This window comes from Thalassolituus maritimus, from assembly GCF_900156675.1.
GTDB lineage: Bacteria > Pseudomonadota > Gammaproteobacteria > Pseudomonadales > Oceanobacteraceae > Thalassolituus > Thalassolituus maritimus.
The window spans coordinates 140,755-155,622 of the sequence record NZ_FTOH01000009.1 but is presented as its reverse complement, the minus strand read 5'-3'; the positions used below and the strand labels follow the sequence as shown (position 1 = coordinate 155,622).

Genomic DNA, 14,868 nt, shown 5'->3' with positions numbered 1-14,868 from the left:
AATCAAGTTCGAAGAAGTGCCCTAGTCGACTCCTTGCGACCGCAATGGCGAACGGCGTCGCCTCAGGCACTTTTCATACCGTTGACGGGGAGTTATGCTCGGAATCTTGAGCGGAAGCGAAGCGTCGAGACGACGCACATTCGCGAATCAAATGCCAAATGCCATACCCGAAAAGGAGATAAGATGAGTCAACTGGAAGAAACACAAGAATCGCTATCGCGGATGCAGGCATTTGACCCGAAAAGCCTTGCTAGAGAGGAAGACCTAGGAAGGAACTTTGATTTCTCTGCTATTGTAGCCCCAGCATCAAAGCTTATTAGGCTCTACAATCAGCTAGGCCTTACGACGCTGGATGATTTTCCAGGTCCCATACTTACCCAGATTAAGCAACAGGCCGACGCTGACTTTAATAGATTTCAGCAAGTTTTAGATTTTGACCCAACCACCGTACAAAACCAGAATCCCACACAGCCTAGAGATCAATTAATCCAGCAAGTTACCAATGCATACGACCCTGCATTTCAGAAACTATTTCCATTTATATCATACGGCACAAGCAAGTCTGTTGATTTCCAGCGAATGGAAAATGAAGCTCGAGCAATGCTTCAAAATGTAAAAGATGAAGCTTCAGAAATAACTGAGCAATTATCCGAGCATCAAGAACAAGCACAAGGTGTTCTTGCAGATGTTAGAAGAGTTGCAGCAGAACAAGGTGTTTCACAGCAAGCGATTTACTTTAAGGATGAAGCAGAGGCACATGAAGAACTAGCAGAAACTTGGCGAAGTCGAACTACTAAACTTGCTTGGGGTTTGGGCGGTTATGCCTTCTTAAGCATATTTTTCCATAAGTGGTCGTGGCTTCAACCCGAAGATACGATCCAGTCTATACAGCTCGTAACTAGTAAAATACTCATCTTCGGCGTTATATCATATATGCTATTTCTATCAGCTAAAAACTTTCTATCTCACAAGCATAGCGCCATCATTAATAAGCATAGGCAAAATGCACTAATGACTTATACAGCCATAACAGATTCTGCTGCCACTGAAGAAAGTAAAGATGTAGTGCTCAACCATGCGTCCGCTTGCATCTTTTCACCACAAGATACAGGGTTCATTAAATCTCAATCTCAACAGTCAAGTACTACAAGATCTGTTGTTGAATTACTTCCAAAAACAACAATGAAGCTGGATGCACAATAACAAATAACAGAAAAAGAGCGAATCAAGTCGAAAACTATGGAGTTACGGGATGAGCAGGAAGCTATGGAATCTGAAAACTTGGAGAGCGTATTTTTAAAAATTTTCAAGAGGCTAATGCTTTTAGCAATTGGTTCAGGATTATTGGGTAATGCCCTGTATATTTACGGTCTAGGGTATTACCAAGGGTATGTTGAAGCTTTAGGGTTCGAATACAATCTCTTTCCTATTGAATGGAAAGATACATTATTATGGACTTACGACGCCAGCAGGGAACTAGGAATCAGCTCGATTGATTTGATGAATAAATTCTCTTCTTCTGCCTTGCTAATTCTTTTGCTTTCTTTATATATAATATCCAGAATATGGATGCAGCTATCAAACGTTAAGTCAGACAATGTTAAAGGAAAAATAAAACCTAAAATCAATTTCCGCCTAGCTAAAAAAATCTATAGCTTTAAGCTTAAACATATCTGGGTATACAGATTCATCTACATACCAACCAGATGGTTTCTACTAAAGGAACAGTCGTTTATGGCTTTCGCTGCGTCATACTTCTTTATGCTTTTCCTTATTTTCATACCGCTATTCGTAATAATATGGATATATTTTCCTTTGTTCGGCGTCAACCATGGAGAGCTAGTTGCTCAAAAGAGACTTAAGTATTATGAATCCTACTTATGCGGTGACCTTAGTGACTATTGGAGCCGGTGTATAGAAATTAATGTTACTGAACCAGAGAACTATGGGGGAATAAGCAATCCGATAGGTAGGGTTCTCTTCAAAAACGGCTCGCTAGTTGCAATTCTTACCAAAGAAGGCCCAATAACCTTAACCATGCCCCCAAATTACTATTTCAAACCAGATAGAAACCGATGTTTTAAAAATGGCTGCAAAGAGCATGAAGATGAATTCAGCAAAAAATCAAGTAAGAATGACGCCGAAATCGGCGCCTCGTCATGAGACGTTAGACCCTGGGGTAGTAAATTATGATTGAAAGTTTAAAGTCGTACCAAGGTAAAATGGCTAATACGGTGAGGGCCTTCGTTCTTAAGATCAACGAAGTCTCAGATAAAGATGACGAATGTGTGCCTGATGGATATGATGATTTCAGAAAAATATTCAAAGGGTTTATGGACATATGCGAGAATATTGAAACAATAGATATGTTATACATATTGGTAGGAATAAATCCTCCACGAAGCAGACTAGTCAGTGTTGATTTATATTTGAAACATCTAATTTCTAGTTATCTGAGTGAGGTCTACATACTGAAGGAGCGCTTAAATTCGTACGCAACGAAGATATCAAGGATGTACGCCAAAGTCGACCCTACACTAGATGTGAAAGATGATTTTGAGCAGCTCTATGCAAGCATCAAAGAAAGTCTTGAAGGAATTAACAATACACGAAATTTGCACGTGCACAGTGAGCGTCACTCTGATGAAGATTTGGATTGGCTATCCTCTTTAAAATTAGTAAGTGATACAGACAATTCCTTCAAAGATAGTTTTGACTATCAATACAAGAAGTCAAGAATAAAGTGGAAGAAAAAAATTTCGGATAACAACGAAGTTATGGTGAAATTATTAACGAATTATTTCGATGTCATATTTAAAATAATTTCTGTTGATGGTGATATTGTGTTACCCAATAAACCTGTAGTTCAGTGACAATGGTATTCGAATGAAGCCAAGCTTAATAAAAATGAATTTCTTTGAGACTTATTACTATGCGAATGTAATAAATAATGTATTGAATAATGCCATGGCATACAGCCGGAGCTTACATGAATGGCATGAAGATCAAGCTGTCGAACTACTACTTCAACCTTTCCAAAAATGGAGTGTCCTTCATAGTTTTTCATATTTTATAATTGAAGACATTATATATGAAAATATTGAAAAAAGTGATTCTAACGAGGTGCTATGGGTAGAGCATGCTTTTCACCATCACCGACTAGACGTGGAATCGTTTAAGGAATGGTTGATACGAACTGGTTCGGATCGGAATGATATAAATGCTATTGGCGACTATCACTCCGAACTTAGAATGACGGGCTGGTTAGAACTTCTTATCGAAAATATGGTGAATGAAGTGTTTTTGATACTGTTCTCCAATAGGCAGCTACTCCAAAATCTTAATGAGTATGTAGCTGGAATTGTTTCTTTCATTCAAATTTCTGAATTAGATGAAAATCAAGTTAACTATCTAAACAAGGATGGAATACCTAAAAGGGCTAAAATCCCTGAGTGGGTCAAAAGAGCAGTATTTTTTCGAGACAGGGGGCGTTGCGTAAGCTGCTCTTTGGATATTAGTAATTTAGTCTCTCTTCAGTCCTCTAAGCACTTTGACCACATGGTACCGCTAGCGCGCGGTGGTATTAACGATGTTACTAATATTCAACTTATGTGTGAAAAATGTAATCTTATGAAGGGAAAGAAAGACTTCAAAACCTCAAAGATGTACGAACCTTGGTATGTATAGAGTTTAAGTGCAGTTGCATAGCAAGCCGCTGCAATTCGTTACAGCCACAAAGAACTTGGCTTTCACCAAGACTCGCTTCGTTCGCCTTCTAGCCTGGCGTTTTTCGGATTTTAAGATGCAACCTGAAACTTGCCTTTGCGGCTCAAATACCACCCATTTATGAGCCGCAAATATGAAATTTGCGGCTCATGGCTCTACAGGCAAGGCAAAACACTACTCCCCCCGCGCACTCCCGCACACCAACCCTCCGCTCCACCCACCCAAAGTTGTATACAATCCCACCCAAACAACGGCCGTTTACCTTGATTTAGCCCCTTTAACCGTTAAAATTGCTGACAATCCAAAGCTCCTGCCAACCCTATTCCTACTCGCAGGTGGTTGAAAAACTATCTGCGTTGGCATTGCTTCGTTAAAAACAGGCTCAAAGTGCTCATTTATGGCTTATAAACTCCGCTTTTTCGCCAGTTTTTGCCTTGCACTGACTGCCTCGAATATGTATTTCAACAGCCTGCTAGGTATCCAGCATGACTACTTCCACTAATTTTGACCCATCCAGCTCAATCAAGACGCTGCCAGGCACGTCTCATCGTTATCACAGCCTGCCAGACACCGCCGAACGTTTAGGCATCAATCTGGATGAACTGCCCTTCTCTCTGCGCCCTATTCTTGAAGGCATTGCCCGTAATGTCGGCAAGAACGGCATCACCGTTGAGCAGCTGCAGGCGCTGGGTAACTGGCCCGCGCATCAGGGGCAGGAGCCGGTGGAGATTCCGTTCACTGCGGGTCGTGTGATCATGCACGATCTGAGTGGTACGCCTGCCATCGTCGATTTCGCGGCGATGCGCTCTGCAGTTGAGCGTATGGGTCTGAACCCTTCCATCATTGAGCCGCTGGTGCGTGCTGATCTGGTGATCGACCACACGGTAACCATGGATAACACCGGTAGCCCGGCGTCGCTGCGCATTAATAGTGAGCTGGAAGCTGCGCGAAACACCGAGCGTTATGCCTTCCTTAAGTGGGGTGCGCAGGCGTTTAACACGATTCGCATTATTCCGCCTCAGACGGGCATCGTGCATCAGGTCAACCTGGAGTATCTGGCTCAGGGCTACCTTGAGCAGGATGAGCTCATGATCCCGGATACTCTCATCGGTATGGACAGCCACACGCCTATGGCTAACGCGCTGGGTATTGTTGGCTGGGGTGTTGGTGGTATTGAAGCTGGCGCATCTATGCTGGGCCAGCCAATGGAAATGCTTGCACCTGAGGTGATTGGTGTCGAGCTGACGGGCGCTCTGAAAGAAGGCGTGACCGCAACCGACCTGGTGCTGACCATCACCGAAATGCTGCGTAAATACCCGCGCGGTGTGGTTGGTAAGTTCGTTGAATACGTGGGTGAAGGCAGCGCGAACCTGTCTCTGCCTGACCGTGCGACCATCGCCAACATGTCGCCAGAGTACGGCGCGACCATGGGCTTCTTCCCGTTTGATGAAATCGCCGCTGACTATATGAAAGCGACTGGTAGAGATGGCGACCTGCCGCTGGCGTATTACCAGGCGCAGAACATGGCGTGGAAAGCGGGCCAGAAACTGCCGCGCTACACCGACCTGCTGCATCTGGATCTGTCGACCGTTGAGCCGTCTGTTGCTGGCCCTAAAAAGCCTCAAGATCGCCTGCCGCTAGGTGATATCGGCAAGGTATTCCAGCAAACCGCTACTGCGGGCAACCGTACCCCTGAAGAAGTGAAAGTGACGCCGGTTAAGGCCGACGAAGCCGGTATCTTCCAGTCGCTGCCTGAGCGCACCTTAAAAGATGGCGACATCGTGATTGCCGCGATTACTGCCTGTACCAACACCTCTAACCCCGGCCTGCTGATTGCCGCTGGCTTGTTGGCGAAGAAAGCGAACGAGCTGGGTCTGAAAGTGCCAGACGGCGTTAAGACGTCAATGGCTCCGGGTTCACCAGTAGCAACTGACTTCTTAACCAAGGCTGGGCTGCAGGAGCATCTGGATGCGCTGGGCTTCAACACCGCAGGCTACGGCTGTACTACGTGCGTTGGTAACTCTGGCCCGCTGGCGCCAAGCATTGAAGCTGCGCTGCGTGATCACGACATTATTGTATCTTCTGTGTTGTCGGGTAACCGTAACTTCGAAGGTCGTGTGCACCCGGATGTCGACACTAACTTCCTGATGTCACCACCGCTGGTGATTGCCATGGCGATTGCTGGTAACGTGAACATCGACGTGACGAAAGAGCCGCTTGGCAAAGACGCTCAGGGTAATGATGTCTTCCTGAAAAACATCTGGCCAAGCAACGCGGAAATCACGCAGACCATGCACGAGTGCATGGACCCAACCGCCTTCCGCGAAACCTATGAAAACTCCATGGGTGGCCCGGAAACCTGGCAGAAGCTGGAGTCACCGACTGGCCCTGTGTATCAGTGGGACGAGAAGTCGAGCTACATTCAGGAAATCTCATTTTTCGACGGCTTCGCGCTGGAGACACCAGCCGATTCACTGAACAACATCAGCGACGCACGTATGCTGGTGATGTGTGATGACAACACCACCACTGACCACATCTCACCAGTGAGCCGTATCCGCCCTGACTCTCCTCCGGGCGAGTACCTGATGTCGATCGGTGTCGATGCCAACGACCTGACCTCTCTGGGTGCGCGTCGTGGTAACCACCATGTGATGCTGCGCAGTATCTTCGGCAACGTAAAAGCCCGAAACCTGATGCTGCCGGGCACTACCGGCGCGGTCACTAACTACTACAACGCCAATGGCGACGCTGAGAAGATGTCGATCTACGATGCGGCCTCCCGCTACCAGCAGGAAGGCACGCCATCGGTGGTATTCGGTGGCAAGCTGTACGGTACCGGATCTTCCCGTGACTGGGCGGCCAAAGGCCCTGCGCTGCTGGGTGTGAAAGCCATCATCGCCGAGAGCTTTGAGCGCATTCACAAGTCCAACCTGGTGGGCATGGGCGTACTGCCACTGCAGTTGCCAGAAGGCGTGACGCTGGGTTCTTTGAATCTGGATGGCTCTGAAACCTTCGATCTGGCGGGTATTGATGCCCTGCAGCCGCGTGGCTCTGTGACGCTGACGATTAAGCGCAAAGACGGCTCAACCGAACAGCATGAACTGCGGTCTCGTGTGGATACCTCGTCTGAGCTTGAGCAAATTCGTCATAAGGGCATTCTGCCGATGGTGTTGCGAGATATTATTGCAGCTAATAGCTGATCTGACGTTTGAGCTAACACATAAAAAACCCGGCAATTGCCGGGTTTTTTTATGTTTGCTCGTTCTATGTCGTCAAACGACTCAGAACATGAAAGCAAGACCTGCTGAAGCAAAATCAACATCTGCTTTGACGTTATCTTCGTCAAAGTCAGCGCGCTCATATTCAAGGCGCAGGTTCAGGTTATCCAGCAGCGCGATGGATGTACCAACACCGTAGAACATGGCCGTACCTTCACGCTCATCGCTGTAGCCCAGTGGACCTTTTACATCAGCGTCCCACCAGAACTGACCACCTTTAACAAATACACGAGTGTGGTCGCCAGCAGGAAGACCCAGCATCAGTGACGCCGTTAAACCGCTTGGGTCAAACTGGAAGCTGCCTTCTTTATATTCACCCAGATTCAGGTACTGCCCCTCAATACCCACGTAATCGTTCAGCCACACACCGGCAAAGCCTTTCCAGCTTGTGCGGTCGTCGTCAAATTCGTCTGCATCACCCAGCTCTTCGACTTCTTCGCCACCGATAGAGAGGTTTTCCAGCTTGCTGTAACTGATTGAACCACCAACGAATGCATCTGCATCATATTCGCCTTCTGCCATTGCTGGTGCGCCATACATAGCAGCAGTAAGAAGTGCAGTCGTTGCTGGGATAGTTAGCTTTTTCATATTTGACTCCTTGCCTCATGAACGAGGTTATTAAACATGTGAAAGTGTGAGGCTTGGGAGGAAAGTTCGTTCACTGAAACAACGCAACAGATTGTTTCAGGAACTTTCTGCATTTTGACTTCGGGTCAGGCTGGGCCTATGCTCAGCGGCTGTTTTCACTTTTAAAATAAGAAAAATATGCGCTTAAAAAATTATTTCGTCCTTGGATCTACACTGCTTTTTTCGGGTTTTTCTGCGGCCGATGTCTGCCAGTTTGAAGTCCCGTCGACTGAAAATTATTCAGAAGCAGCGTATTTTTATCCCTGTGATGCAGACACTCCTCTACCTGCCATTACGCTGACGGGCGGTTATTCGAATACCTATCACAAACTGCAATGGATGGCGGAGGCGATCGCCAACTCGGGGTATGTGGTTCTGGCGATGACCCCGACAGATAAGTACGGAAAAGTTGAGCAATGGCGCGATGCGCACCTCAGAGGTCAGAAAACACTGATCGCCACCACTAAAGAAGAAAGCTCACCAGTTAAGAGCCTGATTGATACCAACCTTCGTGGAATCGCCGGGTTTTCGATGGGCGGTGGCGGTACCCTACTCGCAGGGAGCATTCTGAAAGATGACGTTAAAGCCCTCGCCGCGTTTGCGCCGTTTTTGCTGAAAGAACAACGAAACGTATCCCCTACCGCACCGACTATGATCCTGGCTGGTGCTAAGGACTTACTGGTAACGAATGAATCTATCGAGGAAATTTACCAGCACGTTGAAGCTTCCACGGATCAGCGTTTTATTGCTGTGTATGAGAATGGCCGTCACCAGCAGTGGTACCGACCAGAGATCACCACAAACCGTGATAGCTACATCGAGTTGACGCTTGCCTGGCTGGATTACCACTTAAAAGAGAGCAGTTCAGCAGCAAAGGTATTGAGCGAAACAGAAAGGCAATCGCCTGAACGTTTCACCCGGATCAGCCATAAATTATGAGCCGAAATCGGCTTTGCGTACCATAAATGGACACCAATAGGACATTTCGTTCCACCTATGAACGTTTGTATAATTAGTGCGTGAAAGGCTCAATCAGCTTGTTACCCTGTGCTCACTAAGAATAAAAACAACACAGGTGAGTATATGTCTGTTTCATTCAAGTCCACGCTCCGCTTTCTTCCACTCGTTGCGTCTGTCGCTCTGGCAGGCTGCTTCGGTGGTGGAGATCCAGATCCGGCCCCAGAAGGCCAGGCTCTGACTAACCCAGGTGACTACGAAATCTGTTCTTACGAGAACAACCTGGAAAACAGCCGTTACGCGTCTGCCCGGATGACCTACCCGTGTGATCTGAGTGCTGGTCCATTCCCAGCGACAACCCTCACCGGCGGTTTTACCAATTCAAAAGAGCAAATGGAGTGGTTGTCTGAACACCTCACGAGCCACGGCTACGTTGTTCTGACCATGACTCCGACTAACCGTTATGGCCAGCCACCGGTATGGCGCAGTGCTCAGATCGGTGGTTTCGCTGAACTCGAAGAAGAAAACAACCGTGCTGGCAGCCCGCTTCAAGGCAAGATCAACCTGAATAAACGTAACATCATGGGCTTCTCTATGGGCGATGGCGGCGTATTGCTGGCAGCGGCAGACATGGGTGAAGATCCAGCCAGTGTTATCGCACTTGCACCATGGTTAGGCGATAACAACGTCAACTATAACGGCATCAAAGTACCGACCATGATGCTGGGCAGTGAAGACGATGAGCTCGCTTACTACACCGAAGACTTCTATGCGCAGCTGCCAAGCAATATTGAACGCGGCCTGGCGATGTTTGCCGGTGCTAGTCACTACGATTGGTTTGGCTCAGGCAATCAGGACGAGAAGGCTGAATTCCGCACGCTCGTGACTGCTTTCCTGGAAGTTCAGCTGAAAAATGACGACTCTGCCTACAGCTACTTCGAAGGCGCCGAACACGATGAACACGTAGCCGACGGCTGGTTCTCAGCGTTTGACTACCAGAAGTAACGCACGCTTCGCCCCTCTCAAGCCCGCTTAACGCGGGCTTTTTTGTGTCTGCCATATCGAGATAGTTAAATCTGGCCATAATTAGGACTCCGGCGCCCAATCTTTTTTCCATGGCCAGATAAGACAAGCCCACACCGTAGACCTTGTTATCCTCGCTGACGTTCCTTACAAAAATAACTAAAGGTTAACGACATGTCTGTATCTCTGAAAAGCGCTTTCCGCGCGCTTCCTCTTGCAGCTTCAATTGCACTCGCTGGCTGTTTTGGCGGTGGCGATCCTGATCCTTCACCAGAAGGTCAGGCTCTGGGTGTATCTGGAGACTTCGAGATCTGCTCTTATGAAACGAATCTTGAGAACGACGGCTACGCGTCAGCGCGTATGACCTACCCTTGCGACCTGAGCGGTGGCCCAATCCCAGCAACGACGTTGACTGGTGGTTTCACTAACACTAAAGAGCAGATGGAATGGCTGGCAGAGCACCTGTCATCACATGGTTACGCTGTGCTGACTATGACGCCTAACAACACTCTGGGTGTTCCACCGGGCTGGCGCGACGCGCAGTTTGGCGGTTTTGCTGAGTTCGAAGACGAGAACAGCCGCAATGGTAGCCCGCTGAAGGGCAAGATTGATCTGGATAAGCGTAACCTGATGGGCTTCTCCATGGGTGGTGGCGGCGTCATTCTGGCAGCTGAAGAAATGGGCAACCAGCACACCAGCGCGATTGCACTGGCTCCGTGGTTAGGCGCTTACAGTGTTGATTTCGAAGCTATTGAATCTCCGATTCTGATGCTGGGCAGTGAATTCGACGAACTGGCCTACGCGACTGAACGCTACTACTCTGAGCTTTCACCTAATACAGAGCGCGGCCTTGCTATGTATGCAGGCGGTAGCCACTTCCACTGGTTTGGTAACAGCGAAACGGAATATAAGAAGAAATTCCGTACGCTGGTTACGGCCTTTCTGGAAATTCAGCTGAAGGGTGACACCAGCGCTTACAGCTACTTTGATGGCGCTGAGCACGAAGAGCACGTTGAAGAAGGCTGGTTCTCAGCGTACGACTACCAGAAGTAAGTCGACATTACGTGAACACAAAGAAGCCCGCTAAAACGCGGGCTTCTTTGTAATTTGGCCTGACGTCAAACTGGTGGTATTTTCAGTACACCAAATTCCCGCACGACAGGATGTTTTAATGTCTGACCAACAGACGCCCAACGGCACACCCGATCCTCGTGATCACTCGCAGTTCAGCCTTCTTAAGAGCCGACGCTTTGCGCCCTTCTTCTTTACTCAGTTTCTAGGCGCCTTTAACGATAACGTCTACAAAAACTCGCTGATGGCGATGATCACCTTCGGTCTGCTTTCCAGCACAATGGACCTGAGCCTGATGAACAATTTGGGGGCGATGCTGTTTATTCTTCCCTTTTTCTTATTCTCGGCACTGGCTGGGCAGCTTTCTGATAAATATGAGAAGTCTTACCTGATACGACGTATTAAGTTACTTGAGATCGTCATTATGGTGCTCGGTGCCTGTGCCTTTTACTTCAGTGCCACCGCGGGGCTGATGTGTCTGCTCTTTCTTATGGGGACACAGTCTGCGTTCTTTGGGCCAGTAAAATACAGCATCATTCCTCAACACCTAGATAACCACGAACTCGTTGGTGGTAACGCTCTGGTTGAGATGGGGACTTTCCTAGCCATTCTGACTGGTACGCTGATCGCCAGTGTAATCGCCACCCGAGAAGACGGAGTGATGTGGGTCAGCGCTGTGATTATCAGTGTGTCCTGCCTTGGGTATCTGGTCAGCCGCCAGATTCCTTCTGCACCTGCCGCCAACCCGACACAGAAGGTTCGCTTCAACCCGATTACCGAAACCTGGCGCACGCTGGGTTACGCACGCCAGACAAAAAGTATCTTTCTGGCTGTTCTCGCTATCTCCTGGTTCTGGTTTCTGGGTGCTGCCTACCTGACCCAGATCTATGGCTTCGCCAAAGACTTTCTGGGCGGGGACCAGAGTGTCGTCATGGTTTTATTGGCGACCTTCTCTATTGGTATCGCATTGGGCTCGCTGCTATGTGAGCGTCTGTCAGGACATAAGGTAGAACTCGGCCTCGTACCTCTGGGTTCGATTGGTCTGACCATATTTGGTATCGACTTATTCCTGCAGGACTTACCCGCCGTTAGCAACGAACTGATCAATGCCGGTGAGTTTTTAAGCTCACCGTGGAACCTGCGTATCGTTTTTGATTTTCTGATGATCGGTGTCTTTGGTGGTTTCTACATCGTTCCGCTGTACGCCATGGTCCAGGCACGCTCTGAACCTCAGCACCGCTCTCAGGTCATCGCCGCGATCAACATTATGAATGCTCTGTTTATGGTCGCGTCAGCCATCACAGGGATTATTGTTCTGGGAGTATTAGACCTCTCAATTCCGCAGTTCTTTATGATCCTCGCGATCCTGAATGCGCTGGTCTCTATCTATATTTATCGCACAATCCCAGAATTTGCGATGCGCTTTATCATCTGGGTGCTTACGCACACCATGTACCGGGTAAACCACATTAACCTGCATAAAATTCCGGATGAGGGCGCCTGCGTGCTCGTGTGCAACCATGTGTCATTCGTAGATGCACTGTTAATTGGAGGTGCCTGCCGCCGCCCTGTTCGCTTCGTTACCTTTAAGCCCATCTACAACATGCCGGTGCTGAACTTCATCTTCCGCACGGCAAAAGCAATCCCGATCGACAGTAAAAAAGCCGACCCTGAAGGCTATGAAAAAGCATTCGAGAGAATCGCTGAAGAGCTTCGAGCTGGCGAAGTGGTGTGTATTTTCCCGGAAGGAAAACTCACTACAACCGGTGAAATAGACGAGTTTAAAAATGGCATCAGCCGAATACTCGACGAAACGCCAGTACCAGTCATACCGATGGCACTGCGTGGACTGTGGGGAAGCTTCTTCAGCCACAAAGACCGCCCTGCTCTGACACGATTACCGCAACGTTTCTGGTCGAAGATCGATATGGTAGTTGGCGATACTGTACCAGCAGAAGATGCAAGCCCAGGCTACTTAAAAGAGAAAGTCGCCGAATTACGAGGCGATAAACAATGAATCAAGAAGCCAAGTTTGTCTGACTTTCAGACTGACCTTATCGCTGGTATTATCGACCGCGCTGCAATGCTGACTGAACTCTCATGGAAGACTGATGCTTAAACGACTTTTTGCCACCCGCAAGCACCCCTGTATGCCTGGCCTGAATACGCCAGAGCACATTACCGTCAACTTGTCGGGGTCAGTGCTATCACTCAAGCTGCCGCCCCATTACAGTTCTGATGGCTTTGAAGCGCATTGCGAACCTATTGATACGATGAATATCTACGACCCTACTGGCTACAGTGGCGACCCGATGGGCACTGCAGTTTTTAACAGGAAGCGTTTTATCAGTCGAGCATGGGAGCTATTTGGACCTCTGACTCGCCTACGGAATATCGGTTCAATATCCTTTGTGGCCGTGGTGGAGCGGATTGACAGCTTGCCCGAGGGCATGAGTTGCTTTAACCCTAACCACTTTGAACAGGTGATTAATCGCCTGATGTTTAAAATGGGGCCAGAGACGCCTCAGATTGATCCTAAAGTAGCACCAGTTAACTGGTGTACTGAAGTAAAGAATGATTGTTTGTGGGTATGCTATGAGATGCGTAAGGCAAACGACGGTGACCCTAACTCATTTGCCCCTTCTCAATTCTCAAGCTATGCGGTCACGCCATTGGATGATCATCACTATATCCGCTTGATGTTTCATAATCTGGGGTATAAGCCTGCTGAATATTCCAACCGTTTTGTTAACAGCGTACGAGACAAGGTACTGAACTCTGTCACCCTCACGCTGAGTGAGTACGCTCAGCAGCGTAAGGTCGAAGTGCAATCTCAGTGGCCGGACGCAACCATATCGCCACAACGCCAACCTTATAACTGGGTATACCCTGAGTGGCGTGATGGAGACACCAATAAGGGCGAGCGCCATGTCGTTATCACCCAATATCACACCCAGCCGCCCAAGTTTCATCTGTAATTTTATTAAGTAAAGGACTGCCCCATGAACGGAAGCACAGCAAAAAGCCCCTTGGTTGCCATTATTACTGAACGTGATAGTAGTAATATCTGCCGCCCGGTATATATGGCGGAGAAACAATATGAACAGTGGAAATTCATCAAGCAAAACCACAACGGCAACTATTACCTGACGAATTTAATGCGGGCCCTTTATGATCTGGCGGCCTGCCCGGGCGGGCGCACTCATGCTGCTATTCAGCAAAAGATATTTGGCCCCTTCATTATGCATTACAGCCTGGCGCAAGCAGATCGTATTGAGTTGATTGCCCTTAAAGTGGACCAGAGTCTGGTTTCGGCTGAAGGACAAACTCCCGGTCTCTATCAATCCGAGTGGGTGGATGAAGAGAATAATTGGGTTACTCAAGGCACATCGAAGAAGGCGATGGCACTATCCCACAAATGGAAAGGCGCACATATGGCGGCGATTCCAGGGAAGTTCGACGATAAAGGAGAGGCTGGCCGGGTAATTGGAGAACATATAACTAAATCCTATCGAGCAGCTTTCAGTGCGTCTGAGGTGCAGACACAGGGTAATCACTTTTCGTTGTTCTGGATGAACAACGACTTTAAGGACCGTGCCCATGTCGAGAGCATTGTGTCCTTTATTCAGCAGGCAAAATTAAAAAACACCTCTGTGCGTTGGTTGGTCCACGGTGAAGGCGCTGGTGTGTTTGTAGAAGCAGTTAAATATCTGAGTACCCAGCCCCAGGCTGGAGTATTGAAAGACACTGCAAGCAATCTGGCGGAACAGGCGGTCTATTTTTCGAACCCTCGTGGCAAAGACTGCCGCGAGAAGCAATTGGAAGCACTGTGTGAAAAAGTCGGCCTGAATTATGTAGGCACCAAAATCAACGACTTTGATATTTTGTTCAACGGTGACGCGCGGGATAAGTTCACTGATAAGGCTATCAGCGCTGGAGGGGTTATGGGCCTGAGTGGTGTCACAGGGTACGTTGGCTATACAGCACTCTCAAATGGCTATGATGCCATCATGGCAGGCAGCTCTATCGCTACCACCATGGTCATGGGTACATCGGCGTATGTTTTAGCCAAAGATAAAGCGACCACGTTTGGCGGCTACGCACGCAACCTGCCTAAAGTCGTTTCTTCGGCACTGGGTAAGGGAAATCAGCAGTGGCATTAACGCAATACCGGCCACCAAAA

Annotated in this window: 12 protein-coding genes; 11 read left to right on the top strand and 1 reads right to left on the bottom strand. The window is 48.3% G+C overall.

Annotated features, from left to right (window positions below):
• The first annotated feature begins 183 nt into the window (after positions 1-183).
• The 5 genes from BW941_RS14320 (at position 184) to acnA (ending at position 6,929) form a co-directional block, all read left to right on the top strand.
• Entirely contained in the window at positions 184-1,203 is a 1,020-nt protein-coding gene (locus BW941_RS14320) for a DUF6161 domain-containing protein (RefSeq protein ID WP_076517209.1), read from the top strand.
• 63 nt (positions 1,204-1,266) lie between these two features.
• Positions 1,267-2,163: a hypothetical protein gene (locus BW941_RS14315; protein WP_139325861.1), complete on the top strand. Its 897-nt coding sequence runs from the start codon at positions 1,267-1,269 to the stop codon at positions 2,161-2,163.
• A 26-nt stretch (positions 2,164-2,189) separates the two neighbouring features.
• Positions 2,190-2,873, top strand: coding sequence for a hypothetical protein (locus tag BW941_RS14310; RefSeq protein WP_076517205.1), 684 nt, complete (start codon positions 2,190-2,192; stop codon positions 2,871-2,873).
• 13 nt (positions 2,874-2,886) lie between these two features.
• Positions 2,887-3,687, top strand: coding sequence for an HNH endonuclease (locus BW941_RS14305; RefSeq protein WP_084189008.1), 801 nt, complete (start codon positions 2,887-2,889; stop codon positions 3,685-3,687).
• A gap of 524 nt (positions 3,688-4,211) precedes the next feature.
• Positions 4,212-6,929 carry an aconitate hydratase AcnA gene (gene acnA / locus BW941_RS14300; RefSeq protein WP_076517203.1) on the top strand — a complete coding sequence of 906 codons (2,718 nt, stop codon included), beginning with the start codon at positions 4,212-4,214 and terminating at the stop codon, positions 6,927-6,929.
• Positions 6,930-7,010: 81 nt separating this feature from the next.
• Here the strand turns inward: acnA and BW941_RS14295 are convergent, their stop codons facing one another.
• Positions 7,011-7,595, bottom strand: coding sequence for a porin family protein (locus BW941_RS14295; protein ID WP_076517201.1), 585 nt, complete (start codon positions 7,593-7,595; stop codon positions 7,011-7,013).
• A 177-nt stretch (positions 7,596-7,772) separates the two neighbouring features.
• Between BW941_RS14295 and BW941_RS14290 the strand changes: the two genes are divergently transcribed.
• From BW941_RS14290 to BW941_RS14265, 6 genes are all read left to right on the top strand, one after another.
• Entirely contained in the window at positions 7,773-8,573 is an 801-nt protein-coding gene (locus BW941_RS14290) for a dienelactone hydrolase family protein (protein WP_076517199.1), read from the top strand.
• A 144-nt stretch (positions 8,574-8,717) separates the two neighbouring features.
• Complete coding sequence (locus tag BW941_RS14285) at positions 8,718-9,596, top strand: alpha/beta hydrolase family protein (protein ID WP_076517197.1); 879 nt, start codon at positions 8,718-8,720, stop codon at positions 9,594-9,596.
• A 192-nt stretch (positions 9,597-9,788) separates the two neighbouring features.
• Positions 9,789-10,667, top strand: a complete 879-nt coding sequence (locus BW941_RS14280) for a poly(ethylene terephthalate) hydrolase family protein (protein ID WP_076517195.1) — start codon at positions 9,789-9,791, stop codon at positions 10,665-10,667.
• A gap of 118 nt (positions 10,668-10,785) precedes the next feature.
• Positions 10,786-12,702, top strand: coding sequence for an MFS transporter (locus BW941_RS14275; RefSeq protein ID WP_076517193.1), 1,917 nt, complete (start codon positions 10,786-10,788; stop codon positions 12,700-12,702).
• A 94-nt stretch (positions 12,703-12,796) separates the two neighbouring features.
• Positions 12,797-13,663 carry a hypothetical protein gene (locus BW941_RS14270; protein WP_076517191.1) on the top strand — a complete coding sequence of 289 codons (867 nt, stop codon included), beginning with the start codon at positions 12,797-12,799 and terminating at the stop codon, positions 13,661-13,663.
• Between the two features lie 24 nt (positions 13,664-13,687).
• Entirely contained in the window at positions 13,688-14,848 is a 1,161-nt protein-coding gene (locus BW941_RS14265; RefSeq protein WP_076517189.1) for a hypothetical protein, read from the top strand.
• The last annotated feature ends 20 nt before the right edge of the window (positions 14,849-14,868 follow it).

What these genes read in the sequence shown, in the direction of transcription:
- BW941_RS14320 (WP_076517209.1), top strand. Translation starts at nt 184, where the DNA reads ATGAGTCAACTGGAAGAAACACAAGAATCGCTATCGCGGATGCAGGCA.
- BW941_RS14315 (WP_139325861.1), top strand. Translation starts at nt 1,267, where the DNA reads ATGGAATCTGAAAACTTGGAGAGCGTATTTTTAAAAATTTTCAAGAGG.
- BW941_RS14310 (WP_076517205.1), top strand. Translation starts at nt 2,190, where the DNA reads ATGATTGAAAGTTTAAAGTCGTACCAAGGTAAAATGGCTAATACGGTG.
- BW941_RS14305 (WP_084189008.1), top strand. Translation starts at nt 2,887, where the DNA reads ATGAAGCCAAGCTTAATAAAAATGAATTTCTTTGAGACTTATTACTAT.
- acnA (WP_076517203.1), top strand. Translation starts at nt 4,212, where the DNA reads ATGACTACTTCCACTAATTTTGACCCATCCAGCTCAATCAAGACGCTG.
- BW941_RS14295 (WP_076517201.1), bottom strand. Translation starts at nt 7,595, where the DNA reads ATGAAAAAGCTAACTATCCCAGCAACGACTGCACTTCTTACTGCTGCT.
- BW941_RS14290 (WP_076517199.1), top strand. Translation starts at nt 7,773, where the DNA reads ATGCGCTTAAAAAATTATTTCGTCCTTGGATCTACACTGCTTTTTTCG.
- BW941_RS14285 (WP_076517197.1), top strand. Translation starts at nt 8,718, where the DNA reads ATGTCTGTTTCATTCAAGTCCACGCTCCGCTTTCTTCCACTCGTTGCG.
- BW941_RS14280 (WP_076517195.1), top strand. Translation starts at nt 9,789, where the DNA reads ATGTCTGTATCTCTGAAAAGCGCTTTCCGCGCGCTTCCTCTTGCAGCT.
- BW941_RS14275 (WP_076517193.1), top strand. Translation starts at nt 10,786, where the DNA reads ATGTCTGACCAACAGACGCCCAACGGCACACCCGATCCTCGTGATCAC.
- BW941_RS14270 (WP_076517191.1), top strand. Translation starts at nt 12,797, where the DNA reads ATGCTTAAACGACTTTTTGCCACCCGCAAGCACCCCTGTATGCCTGGC.
- BW941_RS14265 (WP_076517189.1), top strand. Translation starts at nt 13,688, where the DNA reads ATGAACGGAAGCACAGCAAAAAGCCCCTTGGTTGCCATTATTACTGAA.